This is a genomic window from Niallia sp. M35 (assembly GCF_050971705.1).
In the GTDB taxonomy this organism is placed as follows: Bacteria; Bacillota; Bacilli; order Bacillales; family Cytobacillaceae; genus Niallia; species Niallia circulans_A.
On the sequence record NZ_JBPCEP010000001.1, the window covers coordinates 70,343 to 86,771 of the forward strand.

Annotated in this window: 17 protein-coding genes; all 17 read left to right on the forward strand. The window is 35.7% G+C overall.

What is annotated here, in order from left to right; all coding sequences use genetic code 11:
- The first annotated feature begins 1 nt into the window (after window position 1).
- The 17 genes from mraY to NiCM35_RS00455 all read left to right on the forward strand — a co-directional run bounded on the left by mraY (window position 2) and on the right by NiCM35_RS00455 (window position 16,415).
- Window positions 2-976, forward strand: a complete 975-nt coding sequence (gene mraY, locus NiCM35_RS00375; protein WP_095329091.1) for a phospho-N-acetylmuramoyl-pentapeptide-transferase — start codon at window positions 2-4, stop codon at window positions 974-976.
- On the forward strand, window positions 976-2,328 hold the full coding sequence (murD, locus tag NiCM35_RS00380; RefSeq protein WP_095329092.1) for a UDP-N-acetylmuramoyl-L-alanine--D-glutamate ligase: 1,353 nt from the start codon (window positions 976-978) through the stop codon (window positions 2,326-2,328). Before mraY ends, murD begins: the two co-directional genes overlap by 1 nt.
- A gap of 313 nt (window positions 2,329-2,641) precedes the next feature.
- Window positions 2,642-3,742 (forward strand): stage V sporulation protein E, encoded by a 1,101-nt coding sequence (gene spoVE, locus NiCM35_RS00385; protein WP_047939912.1) that lies wholly within the window; start codon window positions 2,642-2,644, stop codon window positions 3,740-3,742.
- Between the two features lie 449 nt (window positions 3,743-4,191).
- Window positions 4,192-5,295 carry an undecaprenyldiphospho-muramoylpentapeptide beta-N-acetylglucosaminyltransferase gene (gene murG / locus NiCM35_RS00390; protein ID WP_163188546.1) on the forward strand — a complete coding sequence of 368 codons (1,104 nt, stop codon included), beginning with the start codon at window positions 4,192-4,194 and terminating at the stop codon, window positions 5,293-5,295.
- A gap of 95 nt (window positions 5,296-5,390) precedes the next feature.
- Window positions 5,391-6,170, forward strand: a complete 780-nt coding sequence (locus tag NiCM35_RS00395; RefSeq protein ID WP_123257425.1) for a cell division protein FtsQ/DivIB — start codon at window positions 5,391-5,393, stop codon at window positions 6,168-6,170.
- Window positions 6,160-6,858 (forward strand): DUF881 domain-containing protein, encoded by a 699-nt coding sequence (locus NiCM35_RS00400; protein ID WP_095329097.1) that lies wholly within the window; start codon window positions 6,160-6,162, stop codon window positions 6,856-6,858. The genes NiCM35_RS00395 and NiCM35_RS00400 overlap by 11 nt, the downstream gene beginning before the upstream one ends.
- Before the next feature lie 32 nt (window positions 6,859-6,890).
- A complete protein-coding gene (locus tag NiCM35_RS00405) occupies window positions 6,891-7,619 on the forward strand; it encodes a DUF881 domain-containing protein (RefSeq protein ID WP_371471169.1) in 729 nt (242 codons plus the stop codon).
- Complete coding sequence (locus NiCM35_RS00410; protein ID WP_095329099.1) at window positions 7,619-7,984, forward strand: small basic family protein; 366 nt, start codon at window positions 7,619-7,621, stop codon at window positions 7,982-7,984. The genes NiCM35_RS00405 and NiCM35_RS00410 overlap by 1 nt, the downstream gene beginning before the upstream one ends.
- 327 nt (window positions 7,985-8,311) lie before the next feature.
- Window positions 8,312-9,595: a cell division protein FtsA gene (gene ftsA, locus NiCM35_RS00415; RefSeq protein ID WP_095329100.1), complete on the forward strand. Its 1,284-nt coding sequence runs from the start codon at window positions 8,312-8,314 to the stop codon at window positions 9,593-9,595.
- Between the two features lie 170 nt (window positions 9,596-9,765).
- Window positions 9,766-10,935 (forward strand): cell division protein FtsZ, encoded by a 1,170-nt coding sequence (gene ftsZ, locus NiCM35_RS00420; RefSeq protein WP_123257427.1) that lies wholly within the window; start codon window positions 9,766-9,768, stop codon window positions 10,933-10,935.
- 359 nt (window positions 10,936-11,294) lie between these two features.
- Window positions 11,295-12,227 carry a sigma-E processing peptidase SpoIIGA gene (gene spoIIGA, locus NiCM35_RS00425; protein ID WP_123257428.1) on the forward strand — a complete coding sequence of 311 codons (933 nt, stop codon included), beginning with the start codon at window positions 11,295-11,297 and terminating at the stop codon, window positions 12,225-12,227.
- Window positions 12,228-12,272: 45 nt separating this feature from the next.
- On the forward strand, window positions 12,273-12,992 hold the full coding sequence (gene sigE, locus NiCM35_RS00430) for an RNA polymerase sporulation sigma factor SigE (RefSeq protein ID WP_095329103.1): 720 nt from the start codon (window positions 12,273-12,275) through the stop codon (window positions 12,990-12,992).
- A gap of 152 nt (window positions 12,993-13,144) precedes the next feature.
- Window positions 13,145-13,924 carry an RNA polymerase sporulation sigma factor SigG gene (gene sigG / locus NiCM35_RS00435; protein WP_047939922.1) on the forward strand — a complete coding sequence of 260 codons (780 nt, stop codon included), beginning with the start codon at window positions 13,145-13,147 and terminating at the stop codon, window positions 13,922-13,924.
- A 211-nt stretch (window positions 13,925-14,135) separates the two neighbouring features.
- Window positions 14,136-14,960 carry a peptidoglycan editing factor PgeF gene (gene pgeF / locus NiCM35_RS00440; protein ID WP_123257429.1) on the forward strand — a complete coding sequence of 275 codons (825 nt, stop codon included), beginning with the start codon at window positions 14,136-14,138 and terminating at the stop codon, window positions 14,958-14,960.
- Complete coding sequence (locus NiCM35_RS00445) at window positions 14,961-15,638, forward strand: YggS family pyridoxal phosphate-dependent enzyme (RefSeq protein ID WP_095329105.1); 678 nt, start codon at window positions 14,961-14,963, stop codon at window positions 15,636-15,638.
- Window positions 15,639-15,650: 12 nt separating this feature from the next.
- Window positions 15,651-16,148, forward strand: coding sequence for a cell division protein SepF (locus NiCM35_RS00450; protein ID WP_095329106.1), 498 nt, complete (start codon window positions 15,651-15,653; stop codon window positions 16,146-16,148).
- 6 nt (window positions 16,149-16,154) lie between these two features.
- Window positions 16,155-16,415, forward strand: coding sequence for a YggT family protein (locus NiCM35_RS00455; RefSeq protein ID WP_123257430.1), 261 nt, complete (start codon window positions 16,155-16,157; stop codon window positions 16,413-16,415).
- Window positions 16,416-16,429: the final 14 nt, after the last annotated feature.

Here is a 16,429-nt window from a genome sequence, read left to right on the forward strand (position 1 = left end):
AATGCAGGAGAAAGTTATCTTTTTTACGATTCTATTAGGCTTTTTAATAACAGTATTAATTTCTCCTTTTTTTATTCCCTTCTTGCGAAGATTAAAATTCGGACAAAGCATTAGAGAAGAAGGACCGAAGTCTCATCAGAAAAAAACGGGAACGCCAACTATGGGGGGCTTAATGATTATTTTCTCCATTGTTGTAACGACATTGGTAATGATTAATAAATTTTCAGAGCCAACAATTAAGACGTATTTATTACTTTTAGTATTAGTCGGATTTGGATTGTTAGGCTTTTTAGATGACTTTATAAAAGTAGTGATGAAGCGTAATTTAGGATTAACTTCTAGACAAAAGCTATTAGGGCAGATAATTATTTCGCTTATTTTTTACTTTGTTTTACGCGAAAACGAATTTTCCACTGCAATTTCGATTCCTTTTGTAGATAAACCACTAGAATTAGGGTGGTTTTATGCGCTATTTATTATTTTTTGGTTAGTTGGATTTTCTAATGCGGTGAATTTAACCGATGGCTTGGACGGATTAGTTTCTGGAACTTCTGCTGTGGCATTTGGAGCGTTTGCTGTCCTTGCATGGAGTCAATCACAGTTTGAAATTAGCATTTTCTCGGTAGCCATTGTGGGCGCAGTTTTAGGATTTTTAGTATTCAACGCCCATCCAGCAAAAGTATTTATGGGAGATACTGGTTCACTTGCCCTTGGAGGTGCTATTGCAGCGATTGCTATTTTAACAAAGACAGAAATTTTATTAATATTAATAGGTGGAGTATTTGTTATTGAGACACTTTCTGTCATTCTTCAAGTAATATCTTTTAAATCAACAGGGAGAAGAATTTTCCGTATGAGCCCATTACATCACCATTATGAACTAGTTGGCTGGTCTGAATGGCGAGTAGTTGTCACATTTTGGACGGTTGGATTATTATTTGCCGCTTTAGGAATTTATATTGAGGTGTGGTTATAATGAAGCAGATTAATGATTATCATCATAAAAAAATTCTGGTATTAGGTCTTGCTAAAAGTGGAATAAGCGCAGCTCAATTACTACATAATTTAGGTGCCTTTGTAACAGTAAATGATAGTAAGCCATTAGATGAAAATCCAGAAGCACAAGGCTTATTAGAACAAGGAATCACGGTTATTTGCGGAAGTCATCCTATTGAATTGCTGGAGGAGGGTTTCCAGCTGATCGTAAAAAACCCTGGAATTCCTTACTTTAATCCAATGATTAAAGGGGCAGTGGAGCGTGGCATTCCTGTAATCACAGAGGTAGAACTAGCATACAGAGTGTCCGAAGCTCCTTTTCTTGCAATCACTGGGTCAAATGGGAAAACAACGACCACAACCTTATTGTTTGATATGTTAGAAATTGATAAGAAAAAGCCTTTGATAGCGGGGAATATTGGAACAGTTGCTTCTAATGTAGCCCAAGTTGCAGAGGAAGATAATAAAATAGTGATTGAATTATCCTCCTTTCAATTAATGGGAATTGAAAAATTCAAGCCGAAAATTGCGATCATTACAAATATTTATGAGGCGCATTTAGATTATCATGGGACACGGGAAGAATATGCGAAGGCAAAAGGAAACATTACGAGAAACCAAGATGAAAGTGACTATTTAATTGTGAACGTCGAACAAGAGATTGTCATGGATATCGCGAACAGAAGCAATGCAACGATTATTCCTTTTTCTGCAAAACGTGAACTTGAGTTTGGGGCCTATATAAAAGATAATATTATTTATTTTAATGATCAAAAAATTATGGCACTATCAGATATAACGTATTTAAGTGCATTAAATTTAGAAAACATCCTTTCATCTGTTGCAGCAGCAAAATTATCAGGTGTAACAAATGAAAGTATTTTTGCCGTATTAAGTACCTTTAAAGGGGTTAAGCATCGTCTGCAATTTATTAAAGAAATAAACGGACGGAAATTCTATAATGATTCGAAAGCAACAAATATCCTGGCAACACAAAATGCCCTTGCAGCCTTTAATGAACCGGTTATTCTGTTAGCTGGTGGACTGGACCGCGGAAATGAATTTGATGAACTCATTCCATCTCTTAAAAATGTAAAAGCTATGATTACTTTTGGACAAACTGCTGAAAAAGTGGAGAAGGCAGGCAAGCTTGCAGGAATAAAAACCATTAAACGCGTCGATAATGTGGACAAAGCAGTACCTGTTGCCTATGACTTATCAGAAAGCGGAGATGTTATTCTTCTTTCCCCAGCATGTGCAAGCTGGGATCAATATAAAACTTTTGAAGTCAGAGGAGACATTTTTATCAATGCGGTGCATATGCTTAAATAAGGGCTTGTCTGTAAGTAGGCGTTGAAAGAAAATTTAAGATCTATATGGATAGAAATAAAAAAGTATCCATATAAAATACTTACTTAAAAGTAAGCTCTGTAAATGATAACAAGGTTAGTAGAAAAAGGCTAAAGGTTTCATTTCATCTAAATTAGGGTGGAAGGAACGCTCTTTTCCCTTATTCCTAGTTTAACCGATAATTTACAGAGCTTTCTTTTTTTATCCGATTCCTCAGTAGTATACAAAGAAATCTGGGTATAAATCGCTTTTCTTTGTTGCAAGCCCTTAATCTTGCAGGTTCGAGGTGTTAATGGTGCCATCAAAAAAAACGACTCCAGATATAATTCTAATGATTATTACATTTACGTTGCTAGCGATAGGGTTAATCATGGTGTATAGTGCTAGTGCTGTAATGGCTGAACGAAATTTAGGTGATTCTTTTTTCTTTGCTAAAAGGCAAATGCTTTTTGCAGGAGTCGGAATTGCAGCAATGTTATTTATTATGAATCTTGATTACTGGATATGGAGATCTTGGGCTAAACCGATTATTATTGTTTGTTTTATTTTACTTGTCGTTGTTTTAATTCCTGGGGTGGGGTTAGTTCGAAATGGTTCGCAAAGCTGGATCGGAGTAGGTGCTTTTTCTATTCAGCCCTCTGAATTTATGAAAATAGCAATGATTCTTTTCTTGGGAAAATTTCTATCAGAAAATCAAAAGCATATAACCTCCTTTAAAAAAGGGTTACTTCCCTCATTAGGTCTGGTATTCCTTGCCTTCGGAATGATTATGCTTCAGCCGGATTTAGGTACTGGGACAGTTATGGTTGGAACTAGTATTGTCATGATTTTTATTGCTGGTGCTCGCATTCGTCACTTTGTTATATTAGGTCTTATTGGGGTAGCTGGTTTTATCGGTCTGGTTGCATCAGCTCCTTATCGGATTAAAAGGATAACATCCTTTCTGGACCCATGGTCAGATCCATTAGGAAGCGGATTTCAAATAATCCAATCTTTATATGCAATTGGTCCAGGCGGTTTATTCGGTTTAGGACTTGGGGAAAGCAGACAAAAATTTTTCTACTTACCTGAGCCGCAGACCGATTTCATTTTTGCGATTCTGTCAGAAGAATTAGGCTTTATCGGCGGTTCGCTGATTTTATTATTATTCGCGCTTTTACTTTGGAGAGGCATAAGAATTGCATTAGGAGCTCAAGATTTATTTGGGAGCTTTGTGGCAGTCGGGATCATTTCCATGGTTGCAATTCAAGTTATGATTAACATTGGGGTGGTAACAGGGCTAATGCCAGTTACAGGGATTACACTTCCGTTTTTAAGCTATGGCGGCTCATCGCTGACACTTATGTTAATAGCAATAGGCATCCTTCTAAATGTGAGCCGATTTTCGCGGTATTAAATGCAGCCTCATTGCTAGGAAATTTTTTGATGAAATTTATAGAAACCTAGTGGAGAGAATACGTTCTCTTTACTAGGTTTTTTTGTGGAGAGCTAAAGAGTGTTTATCATGGTAGTCTCTGTTTCAGAGGGAAGAAATGTTGTAGAATACAAAAAATTTATTTTTTTCACACATATGATAAATCCTTTTCAAACATGACAATATGACATGTAGGAAGACGAAATGTATTACATTTCATTATCATTTTCAAGATATTCATAAAGCAAGTTTAAAATATAGTACAATAAGGTATCTATTATTTGGGAGATGACGGCAAAGCTAAAAAATATCTAAAAAAATAGCAGAAGATTATTTTTGTTTTATGTTATTTGAAGCTATAATGTAAAAGAGAAGAAAACCACGTTTTTTTCAGGAAAAGTAGAGATGAGAAGTATTTTGAGGTGGAAAGAATGAAAATAGTAGTAAGCGGCGGAGGAACAGGGGGACATATATACCCTGCATTAGCATTGATTCGCGAAATAAAAAGAGAAGTGAAGGATGCTGAATTTCTTTATATCGGAACAGAGCAAGGGCTAGAAAGTAAATTAGTTAGACGAGAAGATATTCCATTTAAAACAATACATATCACAGGGTTTAAACGAAAACTTTCCCCAGAAAATGTGAAAACAGTTTGGCGATTTATTGCAGGTGTACAAAAAAGTAAAGCGATTTTAAAAGAATTTAAAGCAGACGTTGTCATCGGAACAGGCGGATATGTTTGTGGTCCGGTTGTATATGCGGCAGCTAAGCTTGGAATACCGACTATTATTCATGAACAAAATAGTGTTCCAGGGTTAACCAATAAGTTTTTAAGTAAATATGTCGATAAAGTAGCGATTTGCTTTGAAGAAGCGGCTTCTTTTTTTCCAGATAAAAAAGTAGTGATGACCGGGAATCCAAGGGCATCCGAAGTGTTAAATCAGGATGGAATAAAAGGTCGCTTATCAGTCGGATTAAAATTAAAAGAACCCGCTGTTCTTATTGTTGGCGGTAGTAGAGGAGCAAGACCGATAAATGATGCTGTAATTGCAGCATTACCACAATTAGGGGAGAAAGCTTATCAAGTTCTTTATGTAACAGGAGAGGTGCACTACGAAGCGGTAAAGAAAGAAGTAGAGCGTGTCGGCAATCCAGAAAATGTTATTATTAAGCCATTTGTCCATAATATGCCTGAAGTATTAACGAGTATTGATTTAACTGTTGCAAGAGCTGGCGCAACAACACTAAGTGAGCTAACCTCGCTTGGTATTCCGAGCATTCTTGTGCCAAGTCCTTATGTAACGAATAATCATCAAGAAAAAAATGCGCATGCATTAACGAGTAATGGAGCAGCCAGAATGCTTCTTGAACAGGATATGAATGGCCAAAAATTGATAGAAGAAATGGATGCAATCATGCTTAATCCTGTTTTGCTAAAGGAAATGAAAGAGGCTTCCAAAAAATTAGGTATTCCTGATGCGGCAATGAGGTTGTATAATGTCATGAAGGAAGTAATCGATAACAAGAAAAAATAAGATAGCAAATAGAAAATTTGTTTGTTAGGAAAAGGTGGACAACCTATTGAAATGTTATGTACTATTTCCTTATTTAATAATACCGGGGTGATTTTTTGGAAAAAGGGAAGGTAGTTTCTTTAGAAGATAGAATTCCAAAATTAAAAGAGCAGAGACGAAGAAAAGCAAATCGTCGCCTTATTTTCCTTCTCCTTCTATTCTTCCTAATCATCGTTTGCGTTATATACTTCCAATCGCCTTTAAGTCATGTGAAAAACATCGAAATTACGGGTAATCATTTATATTCTTTTGAAGACTTGGAGAAAATGAGTGGAATTGACAGCAAAACAAATATTTGGACAATCAAAAAAGACAAGCTCACAGAGAAATTAAAAGACTCAGGCGGGATTAAATCTGCTAAGATTTCTATTGTTTTTCCAAATACTGTTCATATAGACGTAAAAGAGTATAGGAAGATTGCTTACTTTGAAGTAAAGAATGAATTTATTCCACTTCTTGAAAATGGGGAGATGTTGCATGACAGAGCTATGACCAATAGTCCCTATGATGCTCCAATTATTAAGGATATAAAGAGCGAAGATAATAAAGTAATCAAAAAAATAGGGGGAGAACTAAATAAACTGTCAGCAGAAGTGTATAACGCAATTTCTGAAGTAAGGTATACTCCTAAAAATACAGATAAGTGGCGTGTTACTGTATATATGAATGATGGAAATCAGGTATTAGCTTCTTTATCCTCTTTTTCGGATAAGCTGCAGCATTATCCATCCATCATTTCCCAGCTGAATACAGATAAAAAAGGCGTTATTGATTTAGAGGTAGGTTCTTATTTTAAAGCTTTTGATTCGGAAGGGGAAAAGAAGGGTGAAGAATAATAAAAGAAGAAGAAATGTTATCTTCTCCTTAGTTTTTCTTGTACTTGGATTTATGATCTCTTTTTCCTATCAAAATACAAAAAAAGATGAAGGGAAAGCAGTGAGTGAGAGCCAATTTGAAAGAGATTTGGATTTGCGCAATGAGCTAATTGAGCAGGAAGAAAAGAACAATAAGTTGTATAAGGAGTTAAAGGAAAACCAAAGGGACTTGCTTCAATTAGAGAAGAAACTTTCTAACGAAGCAGAGACTTATTATAACTTGGCAGAAGATGCGGAAAAATACCGGATATATTTAGGAAAGGTTGCAGTAAAAGGGGAAGGGGTACAAATTGCTTTGGAAGATGGTGAGTATAATCCAAAGGAAGATAATGTGAATAATTATTTGGTTCATGAGCATCATGTATTTAAAGTGATCAACGAGCTTTATATTGCTGGTGCAGAAGCGATTAGTATCAATGGACAAAGGCTAGCACATAATTCTTATATCCTTTGCAATGGTCCAGTAATTGAAATTGACGGTTATCAGCACCCAGCCCCTTTTGTTATTACGGCAATTGGCGATAGCGATGTGTTAGAAGGCGCAATAAATATAAATGGTGGCGTAAAGGATTTGTTAGTAAATGATAATGTAAGATTTACGCTTGAGAAAAAAAGAATGATCCAAATGGATCCTTTAAATGTTAATTAACGATAAGTATGATTTAGAAAGTATGATGCGCTTTGAATAAGAAATTTATAACGATGACGGGAATTACACTTATTGCAGGGTTTATGATAGCAGTTCAATTTCAGACAATAAAAGAACCTGTTGTACGAGACACGAGAGATACTTGGGAGTTAAGAGAAGATCTTATCCATGAGAAAAAATTAGAATTAAAGTTAATAGATGAGATACGTTCGACAAATGGAAAGATAGAAGAATATGAGAATGAAACCCCAAGAAGCAAAGAAGCGGTATTGAAAGAGACTTTGGCAGAATTAAAGCAGGAAGCGGGCTTAACAGAAGTAACGGGAAATGGAATTGTCTTAAAGATTGAGTCTGTCAGTACAGAAATGCTTTTAGGTGAAAATCCTGGAGTAGTTACCTCTGAATTATTACAACGGTTAGTAAATGAATTAAATTTATATGGTGCTGAGGAGATAGCGATAAATGATAATCGTTATGTAAATACAACTGTTATCCGTGAAATTAACAATGTGTTAAAAATGGATGGGAATCCCCTAAACCAGCTGCCAATTGAAATAAAAGTGATAGCGAAGGATGCTAACACTGTTGAAAAACTGTTTAATTACATGAAGGTTTCAAAGTCAGCAGATGAATTTTTCTTATCTAATCTGTTATTGAATGTCGAGATGCCAAAGGAACCAATCAAAATACCAGCATATAGCAACCCCATAAATATCCATTATATGAAGCCCGTAAGTACAAGTAAAGGAGGAGATTCTTAATGTGGCTTCCTATATTTGGGCTGATTGTTGGGATTGTATTAGGATTATTAACCGATATAAAAGTGCCAGACGAATATGCTAACTATTTATCAATTGCTGTTCTCGCTGCACTGGATACTTTATTTGGAGGGATTCGTGCTCATCTGCAAAATATATTCGACGAGAAAGTATTTGTAACTGGGTTCTTCTTTAATATTGCTCTTGCAGCAAGTTTAGCTTTTCTAGGTGTACATCTTGGTGTAGACTTATACTTAGCGGCTATTTTTGCATTTGGTGTTCGACTATTTCAAAATATAGCTGTCATTCGCAGTATTATCTTAAAGAAATCAAATACGCATTCTCTTGAAAAAAATGAAAAAAGTTGACAGAGAAAAAAGGGAATATATTAGTTTTGGCGAATAATTTAAATATTAATAGATATGTGGAAGTGAATTACGATATTTCCTTGTGAAATAAGTAATTAGTCCTATTTGTAGTAAAAAAGACCAAAATTGTATTGACACTTTGCGAAAACTTAGTGAAAATATGGTGTTGCCTGGTATACAATAGAATAGTTGTGAAGATTATATTATGTATATCAAAAAACTATGTAAATAGCAGACGTTACTTCTGATAAAAAAAGTTGAATTTTTTGACTGTATGACATAACTTGTTGTTCACATTATTTAAAATGCAAAAGGAGGTGCCCGAGAATGAACAGCAATGAACTTTATGTAAGTCTAGACATCGGTACATCCAGCATAAAAGTAATCATTGGAGAAATGATTAACGAATCTTTAAATATTATTGGTGTAGGCATCGTCCCATCAGAAGGTTTAAAAAAAGGTTCAATTGTGGATATAGATGAAACCGTTCATTCTATTCGACAAGCAATAGAGCAAGCTGAAAGAATGGTTGGGATGGAGATAAAGCAAGTAGTTGTTGGCGTTTCGGGAAATCATGTTAATCTGCAAACCTCACGTGGGGTAGTTGCAGTTTCAAGTGAAAATCGCGAAATTACAATTGAAGATGTAATTAGGGTAAAGGATGCTGCACAAGTAGTTTCCATTCCCCCTGAAAAAGAGATTATTGATATTATTCCTAAACAATTTATTGTCGATGGATTAGATGAAATTACTGATCCCCGAGGAATGATTGGTGTACGATTGGAAATGGAAGGTACTATTATAACTGGAAGTAAAACCATTTTACATAACACCTTAAGATGTGTGGAAAGAGCAGGACTTGAAATTCAAGATATCTCCTTGCAACCACTTGCTGCAGGATCTTTTGCGCTTTCAAAAGATGAGAAAAACTTAGGAGTGGCGTTAATAGATATAGGCGGAGGATCTACAACTATTGCTGTATTTGAAAATGGATTCCTTAAAGCCACTAGCGTTATTCCTGTAGGTGGAGATCATATTACTAAAGATCTATCCATTGGTCTTCGAACTACAACAGAAGATGCCGAAAAAATTAAAATAAAGTATGGTTATGCTTTTTATGATCATGCTTCTGAAGAGGAAGTATTCAGCGTTCCTATTATAGGAAGCGATCAGCATCAGCAATTTAATCAATTGGAGATTTCTGATATTATAGAAGCTAGATTAGAAGAAATCTTTGAACTTGTTGGTCATGAACTAGCTAGACTAGGAGTATATGATCTTCCAGGAGGATTTGTATTAACTGGAGGAGTAGCTAGTACGAAAGGAATTTTAGAATTAGCGCAAGATATTTTCCAAAGCCGAGTTAGAATTGCTATTCCTGATTATATTGGAGTTAGAGAGCCACAATATACTACTGCAGTTGGTTTAATTAAATTCTCCTATAAAAATAGTAAACTTCAAGGTGGAAATATCCATAACCCTGTTGCTGTTCCTGCTGAAACAAGGGAAAAAGCTCAGAAAACAGCATCCCAAAAACAAGCTTATGAGAAAAAACAAGTGGAAAAAGAACCTTCAAAGTTTAAGAAATTTATGGGATATTTCTTTGATTAATGAAATGTCTTAATAGAAAAACATAATTTTGATAAAAAAGAACTTCGAGAAGGCTGAGAGTCGTTTAGGGTCAGTCTAGGTATTAAAATGGTATGTTACTCCATATCACCAAGACTTGAGATGCGGACAGTTCGATACTGCTGAATATCGACGAATTAGGAGGATTTGTCATGTTGGAATTTGATACAAATATAGATTCACTAGCTGTAATAAAGGTTATAGGTGTAGGTGGCGGTGGAAATAACGCTGTTAACCGAATGATTGAGCATGGCCTACAAGGGGTAGAGTTCATTGCTGTAAATACAGATGCACAGGCATTAAATTTATCTAAAGCAGAAATCAAAATGCAAATTGGTGGAAAACTTACAAGAGGATTAGGGGCAGGTGCAAATCCTGAAGTAGGGAAAAAGGCTGCTGAGGAAAGCAAAGAACAAATTGAAGAGGCATTAAAAGGAGCAGATATGGTCTTCGTTACGGCAGGAATGGGTGGCGGAACTGGAACAGGTGCTGCACCAGTTATTGCTCAAATCGCCCACGACCTAGGCGCCTTAACAGTAGGGGTAGTAACAAGACCTTTTACTTTCGAAGGAAGAAAAAGATCCACACATGCTGCAAGCGGGATTACAGCATTGAAGGATGCTGTCGATACATTAATCGTTATTCCAAACGACCGCTTACTTGAAATCGTAGATAAATCAACTCCGATGCTTGAAGCGTTTAGAGAAGCGGATAATGTATTACGCCAGGGTGTACAAGGTATCTCTGACTTAATCGCAACACCAGGGCTGATTAACTTAGACTTCGCTGATGTGAAAACAATTATGGTGAATAAAGGTTCTGCACTTATGGGGATAGGTGTTGCAGCAGGGGAAAACCGTGCAGCTGAAGCAGCGAAAAAAGCAATTTCTTCACCACTTCTGGAGACTTCCATTGATGGAGCACAAGGAATATTGATGAATATTACCGGTGGAACGAATTTAAGCTTGTATGAAGTACAAGAGGCAGCCGATATTGTGGCATCTGCTTCCGATCAAGATGTAAACATGATTTTCGGTTCTATTATTAATGATGATTTGAAAGATGAAATTGTTGTTACGGTGATTGCTACTGGCTTTAACCAAGATTTATCGCAGCTCCAGCCAGATAGACCTGGATTTGGCGGCTTAAAGCCAAATAACAATAACGCAAACCCTGTCAACAATCCGGTTAACAATAGAGAAGTAAAACGTGAAGAGCCGCATGTGCAAAAAGAACAACAACAACCAAGAAGCAATGCGCAACAACCAGAAGATGCTTTAGATATTCCGACATTCTTAAGAAATAGAAACCGCAGAAGGTAATTATTTCTTTAGCAAAAACCTTTCCATTTTTTCATAATGGAAAGGTTTTTTGTTTTATCTTCCAGGAATAAAGTAATCTCCCCTTTTATTTAGAGTAAAACTCATCACTTCTTTTATTCTTCCCTTTTTATTCCTTTGAATTAGTAAAAAAACTGATAATATTTCGCTAGAACTTAAAGTTTTTAACCGAGGAGATATAGTGACAAAAACCGTTAGAAATAGAGCAAATTTCTGATATTTTGATTACAGAAAGTGACAGAATTTCAAGAACAAGTACGTTATACTTTTTCGTAACAGATTAGTAGAGAGAAGATTTACTTCTTTTGTTGCTTTTATGAAGGAGAGGAGGAATTACATGCTTGGCCATTTATTTAGATGTGATATGGCTATTAAATTTTTTGTTTGACAGTTTATTACTATATTTAACAGGCATTCTATTAAAGAAAAAAATTATCCATTGGCGAATATTGCTTGGAGGGTTAATTGGTTCCCTTATTATCCTTTTTTCGATAACGCCGCTTAGTCCCTATACTAATCATCCCATATCGAAACTTCTATTTTCTATCGTGATGGTAGCAATGGCTTTTGGATATAAGCGATTTCGTACCTATATCCAAGCATTAATGATATTTTACTTAGCTACTTTTTTAATTGGGGGAACTTTGATAGGTGCTCATTATTTTATTCAGTTTGATTTCAATCTTTCTTCTTCTGTCCTTCTTGCAAGCATTAAAGGCTTTGGTGACCCGATAAGTTGGCTTTTTGTTTTGTTAGGATTTCCGATTGCTTGGTACTTTTCGAGAAGAAATGTGGAAGGGATGGAAGTGACAAAGATTCAATATGAACAGATAATCGACGTTATTTTTCAAGTAGGGGGAAAAGAATTTTCTATCAAGGGTTTGGTGGATAGTGGTAATCAAGTATATGATCCCATTTCCCGCCTTCCCGTAATGTTTGTATCTTTGAAAAATATAGAAAAGGATATGCCAGCAGAAATAATTCGTCTCACGGACCAGCCAGAAGCTATTATCTATGGCAGTCAACCAATCGCACCAGAATGGGAAAGCAAGATGCGAATTATTCCATATAAGGTAGTCGGCAAGGACCACCAGTTACTTATTGCTGTGAAACCAGATTCTTTGTTTTTAAAAAAAGAGCAGGAAGTAATTGCAGTGGAAAAGGGATTAATCTCGTTTACCAATCAAGTTCTATCTGCTGAGGGCATATTTGATTGTATTGTTCATCCAAAAATGCTCTTAGGAAAAAAATCAATCGAAGAAAAAGTTAGTTAATATACTATACTCACGAAAATCATCGTTTAGAAGGAGGAAATGCACATGAGTAAATGGAAGCTTCGCTTATCTTATTATTGGTACAAATTACTGATAAAACTTGGACTGAAAACAGACGAAGTATTTTATATTGGTGGAAGTGAAGCACTGCCTCCTCCGTTAACGAAAGAAGAAGAGGAAATCCTTTTAGAAAAACTTCCAAAAGGAGACCAAGCAGCTCGTTCGATGCTGATAGAGAGAAATTTACGCCTTGTTGTTTATATCGCAAGAAAGTTTGAAAATACTGGGATTAACATCGAAGATTTAATCAGCATTGGCACAATCGGATTAATTAAGGCGGTTAATACGTTTAATCCGGAAAAAAAAATAAAACTGGCCACATATGCTTCAAGATGTATTGAAAATGAAATTTTGATGTATTTGCGCAGAAATAATAAAATCCGTTCAGAGGTTTCATTTGATGAGCCGTTAAATATAGATTGGGATGGAAATGAACTTCTTCTCTCCGATGTTATGGGCACAGAGGATGATATTATTACGAAAGATTTAGATGCAAGTGTAGATAAAAAGCTATTAGTAAAAGCACTTCACCAATTGTCTAACAGAGAGAAACAAATCATGGAATTACGGTTTGGTTTAGGAACGGGAGAAGAAAAAACGCAAAAAGATGTAGCAGATATGCTTGGGATATCCCAATCGTATATTTCTCGCTTAGAGAAAAGGATTATTAAAAGACTACAAAAAGAATTTAATAAAATGGTCTAAAAAATTTTTTCGTTCGGAAAGCCTTGTCCCACATAAATTGAGTTGAAATTAGCGTAAATTGGAAATTTAACAAAAATTCATCCCATGCATATTTTTCCTTCTCGGGGAGATACTGTTTTTTGTACAGCAGCTCCTGTGAGGAGGGAAATAGATTGACTCGAAATAAAGTAGAAATTTGCGGTGTGGATACATCAAAGCTTCCAGTATTAAAAAATGAAGAAATGAGATTGCTCTTCAAGCAAATGCATGAGGGAGATACATCCGCAAGAGAAAGTCTCGTAAATGGGAATCTCCGCCTCGTACTAAGTGTGATACAACGATTTAATAATCGAGGAGAATTCGTGGATGACTTATTTCAAGTGGGTTGTATTGGTCTAATGAAATCTATCGATAATTTTGATTTAAGTCAAAATGTTAAGTTTTCCACCTATGCTGTTCCGATGATTATTGGAGAGATTCGTCGTTATTTACGCGACAATAATCCAATTAGGGTTTCCAGATCTCTGAGAGACATTGCTTATAAGGCATTACAGGTCAGAGAAAGGTTGATGAATAAAACATCAAAAGAACCAACAGCTGAGGAAATTGCCAAAGAGTTAGACATTCCACATGAAGATATTGTCTTTGCATTAGATGCTATTCAAGATCCAGTATCGCTTTTTGAACCAATCTATAATGATGGTGGAGATCCGATTTATGTAATGGATCAATTAAGTGATGAAAAGAATAAGGATATACAGTGGGTGGAAGAATTAGCATTAAAAGAAGGAATGCGCCGATTAAATGATCGAGAAAAGTTGATATTGCGAAAGCGGTTTTTTCAAGGGAAAACACAAATGGAAGTGGCAGATGAGATCGGCATCTCACAAGCGCAAGTCTCAAGATTGGAAAAAGCTGCTATTAAACAAATGAATAAAAACATTCAAAGCTAAATAGGAATAAAACAGGTTAGACTTCTTAAAGTAGGTACTTTAATGATTGTCTAGCCTTTTCTATTGGTAAAAAGGGAGAGGAATGGCAGGTTAGAAAAGAGCGAGTTTCGAATTTCATAAAATGCAACCTTATTTCTACAGAAAAATATGTTTTTCTGTGACCAATGACAGCTCTATATGGTAAACTAAAACAAAAAGATGGGGTTAGATAATGGAACCTTTTATTTTAAGAAATAAGCAGTTTTTCAATCTTGATTTATGGGAGCAGCAGTTTCCGAATCTAATAGCTGGTTTCACAACAAAAAATGGTGGGAAAAGTAAAGGCGATTATGCAAGTTTAAATATGGCGTTTCATGTAAATGATCAAAAGGATACAGTGGTTGCAAACCGTAAGGAACTAGCACAAAAATTATCTTTCCCATTAGAGCAATGGGTTGGTGCTGTGCAAACACATCAAGTTAATATTGTGGAAGTAACACAAGCACATTTAGGTATGGGTGCAAGCGATTATGATAGTGCGTTAAAAGATACGGATGGTTTGTTTACTTTTGAAAAAAATATATTATTAACTTTATGTTTTGCAGATTGTGTTCCTTTATATTTCATTCATCCAGCTACAAAAGCAGTAGGTATCGCTCATGCTGGATGGCAAGGAACCGTAAAAGGCATTGCCGGGGAAATGATGAAAGTTTTTGCTTCTCATAAGATACCAAGAGAAGAAGTGCTCGCCATTGTTGGTCCTTCTATCTCAGAGCGCCATTATGTCGTGGATGATCGTGTTATTAATGAAATAGAAAAGGCAATACAATCAGAACACAAGCCATTTACGACTATTTCTCCAGGACAATACAGACTGAATTTACAAGAAGCAAATAAGCAGATATTGTTAGAAAGTGGTATGCTCGAAAGTAATATTCATCTAACCGACTATTGTACTTACGAAGATGATGCATATTTTTTCTCTCACAGAAGAGATAAAGGGAACACTGGGAGAATGATGAGTTATATTGGATGGAGAGAGGAAGACGAAAATTAAATGTTAGTGAAAGATAATCTTAATGGAATAAAACAAGAAATAGTAGCAGCATGTAAAAAAGTGAATCGTCAGCCAGAAGAGGTTACGATAATTGCTGTCACAAAATATGTTACAATAGAGCGAGCAAAAGAAGCACTCGATGCTGGCATTGTTCATTTAGGAGAAAATCGTGAAGAAGGATTATTAGCAAAATATGATGTTCTTCAAGACAAGCCTATATGGCATTTTATCGGATCATTGCAGACGAGAAAAGTAAAAGGTATTATAGATTATGTAGACTATATTCACTCATTGGATCGACTTTCTCTAGCAAAAGAAATACATAAAAGAGCGAATCGAACCATAAAGTGTTTTGTACAGGTTAATGTTTCCAATGAAGAGTCAAAGCATGGAATGAAGCCAGAGGAAGTTATCGATTTTGTTAAACAGTTGTCCGAATATCCTCATATTCAGGTAGTTGGATTAATGACGATGGCACCATTTACAGATGATAAAGAATTCTTGCGTGAGTGCTTTCAGAATTTAAAAAGCATTCAAGAAGATGTTAAAGGACTACAATTACCATATGCTCCATGTACAGAGCTTTCTATGGGAATGTCAAATGATTATTCTATTGCGATCGAAGAGGGAGCAACGATGATAAGAATTGGAACTGCTTTAGTAGGAAGCGAGAATTAGGAGGCAAGTGAAATGAGCATAAAATCAAAAATTAAAACGTTTTTCTTTTTAGAAGATGAAGATTATGAAGAAGAGCAAGTAAACTATCAAGAAGAACCAAGCGAGCCGGCAAGGAATTATAAGCAGCCTGTACAGCACACTCACAGTCAGCATAACCATAACCATCATATTCAGCAGCAACAACCGAAAAACAGTCAAAATGTTGTGAGTTTACAAAGTGTACAGAAGTCATCGAAGGTATTTTTAGTGGAACCTCGTGTGTACGCAGAAGCACAAGATATTGCTGATCAATTAAAAAATCGTCGTGCAGTTGTTGTGAATTTACAGCGCATCGAAAAAGACCAAGGAAAGCGTATAATTGACTTCCTAAGTGGCACTGTTTATGCTATCGGTGGCGATATCCAGAAAATCGGTACGGATATATTCTTATGTACACCAGATAACGTAGAAGTTTCAGGGAATATCTCGCAAATCCTGCAAGATGCAGAATACGAAAATACGAGGTGGTAAAACCGAATGACGTTCATTATAAGTATTTTAGCTAATGCTTTAACCATATATTCTTACGCGCTTATTGTATATATATTAATGTCATGGATTCCGAATGCTCGCGAAACATCTATAGGTGTTTTTCTGGCAAAAATCTGTGAACCATATTTAGAGATGTTTAGAAGATTTATTCCGCCTCTTGGCATGATCGATATTTCGCCAATTGTTGCAATCTTCGTATTGAATCTAGCAGGAAGAGGGATTGGACAATTATTTTATTGGTTCTAAGTAATTTTATAAAG

Coding starts and splice junctions, on each gene's coding strand:
- mraY (WP_095329091.1), top strand. CDS start 2: ATGCAGGAGAAAGTTATCTTTTTTACGATTCTATTAGGCTTTTTAATA.
- murD (WP_095329092.1), top strand. CDS start 976: ATGAAGCAGATTAATGATTATCATCATAAAAAAATTCTGGTATTAGGT.
- murG (WP_163188546.1), top strand. CDS start 4,192: ATGAAAATAGTAGTAAGCGGCGGAGGAACAGGGGGACATATATACCCT.
- NiCM35_RS00410 (WP_095329099.1), top strand. CDS start 7,619: ATGTGGCTTCCTATATTTGGGCTGATTGTTGGGATTGTATTAGGATTA.
- ftsA (WP_095329100.1), top strand. CDS start 8,312: ATGAACAGCAATGAACTTTATGTAAGTCTAGACATCGGTACATCCAGC.
- ftsZ (WP_123257427.1), top strand. CDS start 9,766: ATGTTGGAATTTGATACAAATATAGATTCACTAGCTGTAATAAAGGTT.
- sigE (WP_095329103.1), top strand. CDS start 12,273: ATGAGTAAATGGAAGCTTCGCTTATCTTATTATTGGTACAAATTACTG.
- pgeF (WP_123257429.1), top strand. CDS start 14,136: ATGGAACCTTTTATTTTAAGAAATAAGCAGTTTTTCAATCTTGATTTA.
- NiCM35_RS00445 (WP_095329105.1), top strand. CDS start 14,961: ATGTTAGTGAAAGATAATCTTAATGGAATAAAACAAGAAATAGTAGCA.
- NiCM35_RS00450 (WP_095329106.1), top strand. CDS start 15,651: ATGAGCATAAAATCAAAAATTAAAACGTTTTTCTTTTTAGAAGATGAA.
- NiCM35_RS00455 (WP_123257430.1), top strand. CDS start 16,155: ATGACGTTCATTATAAGTATTTTAGCTAATGCTTTAACCATATATTCT.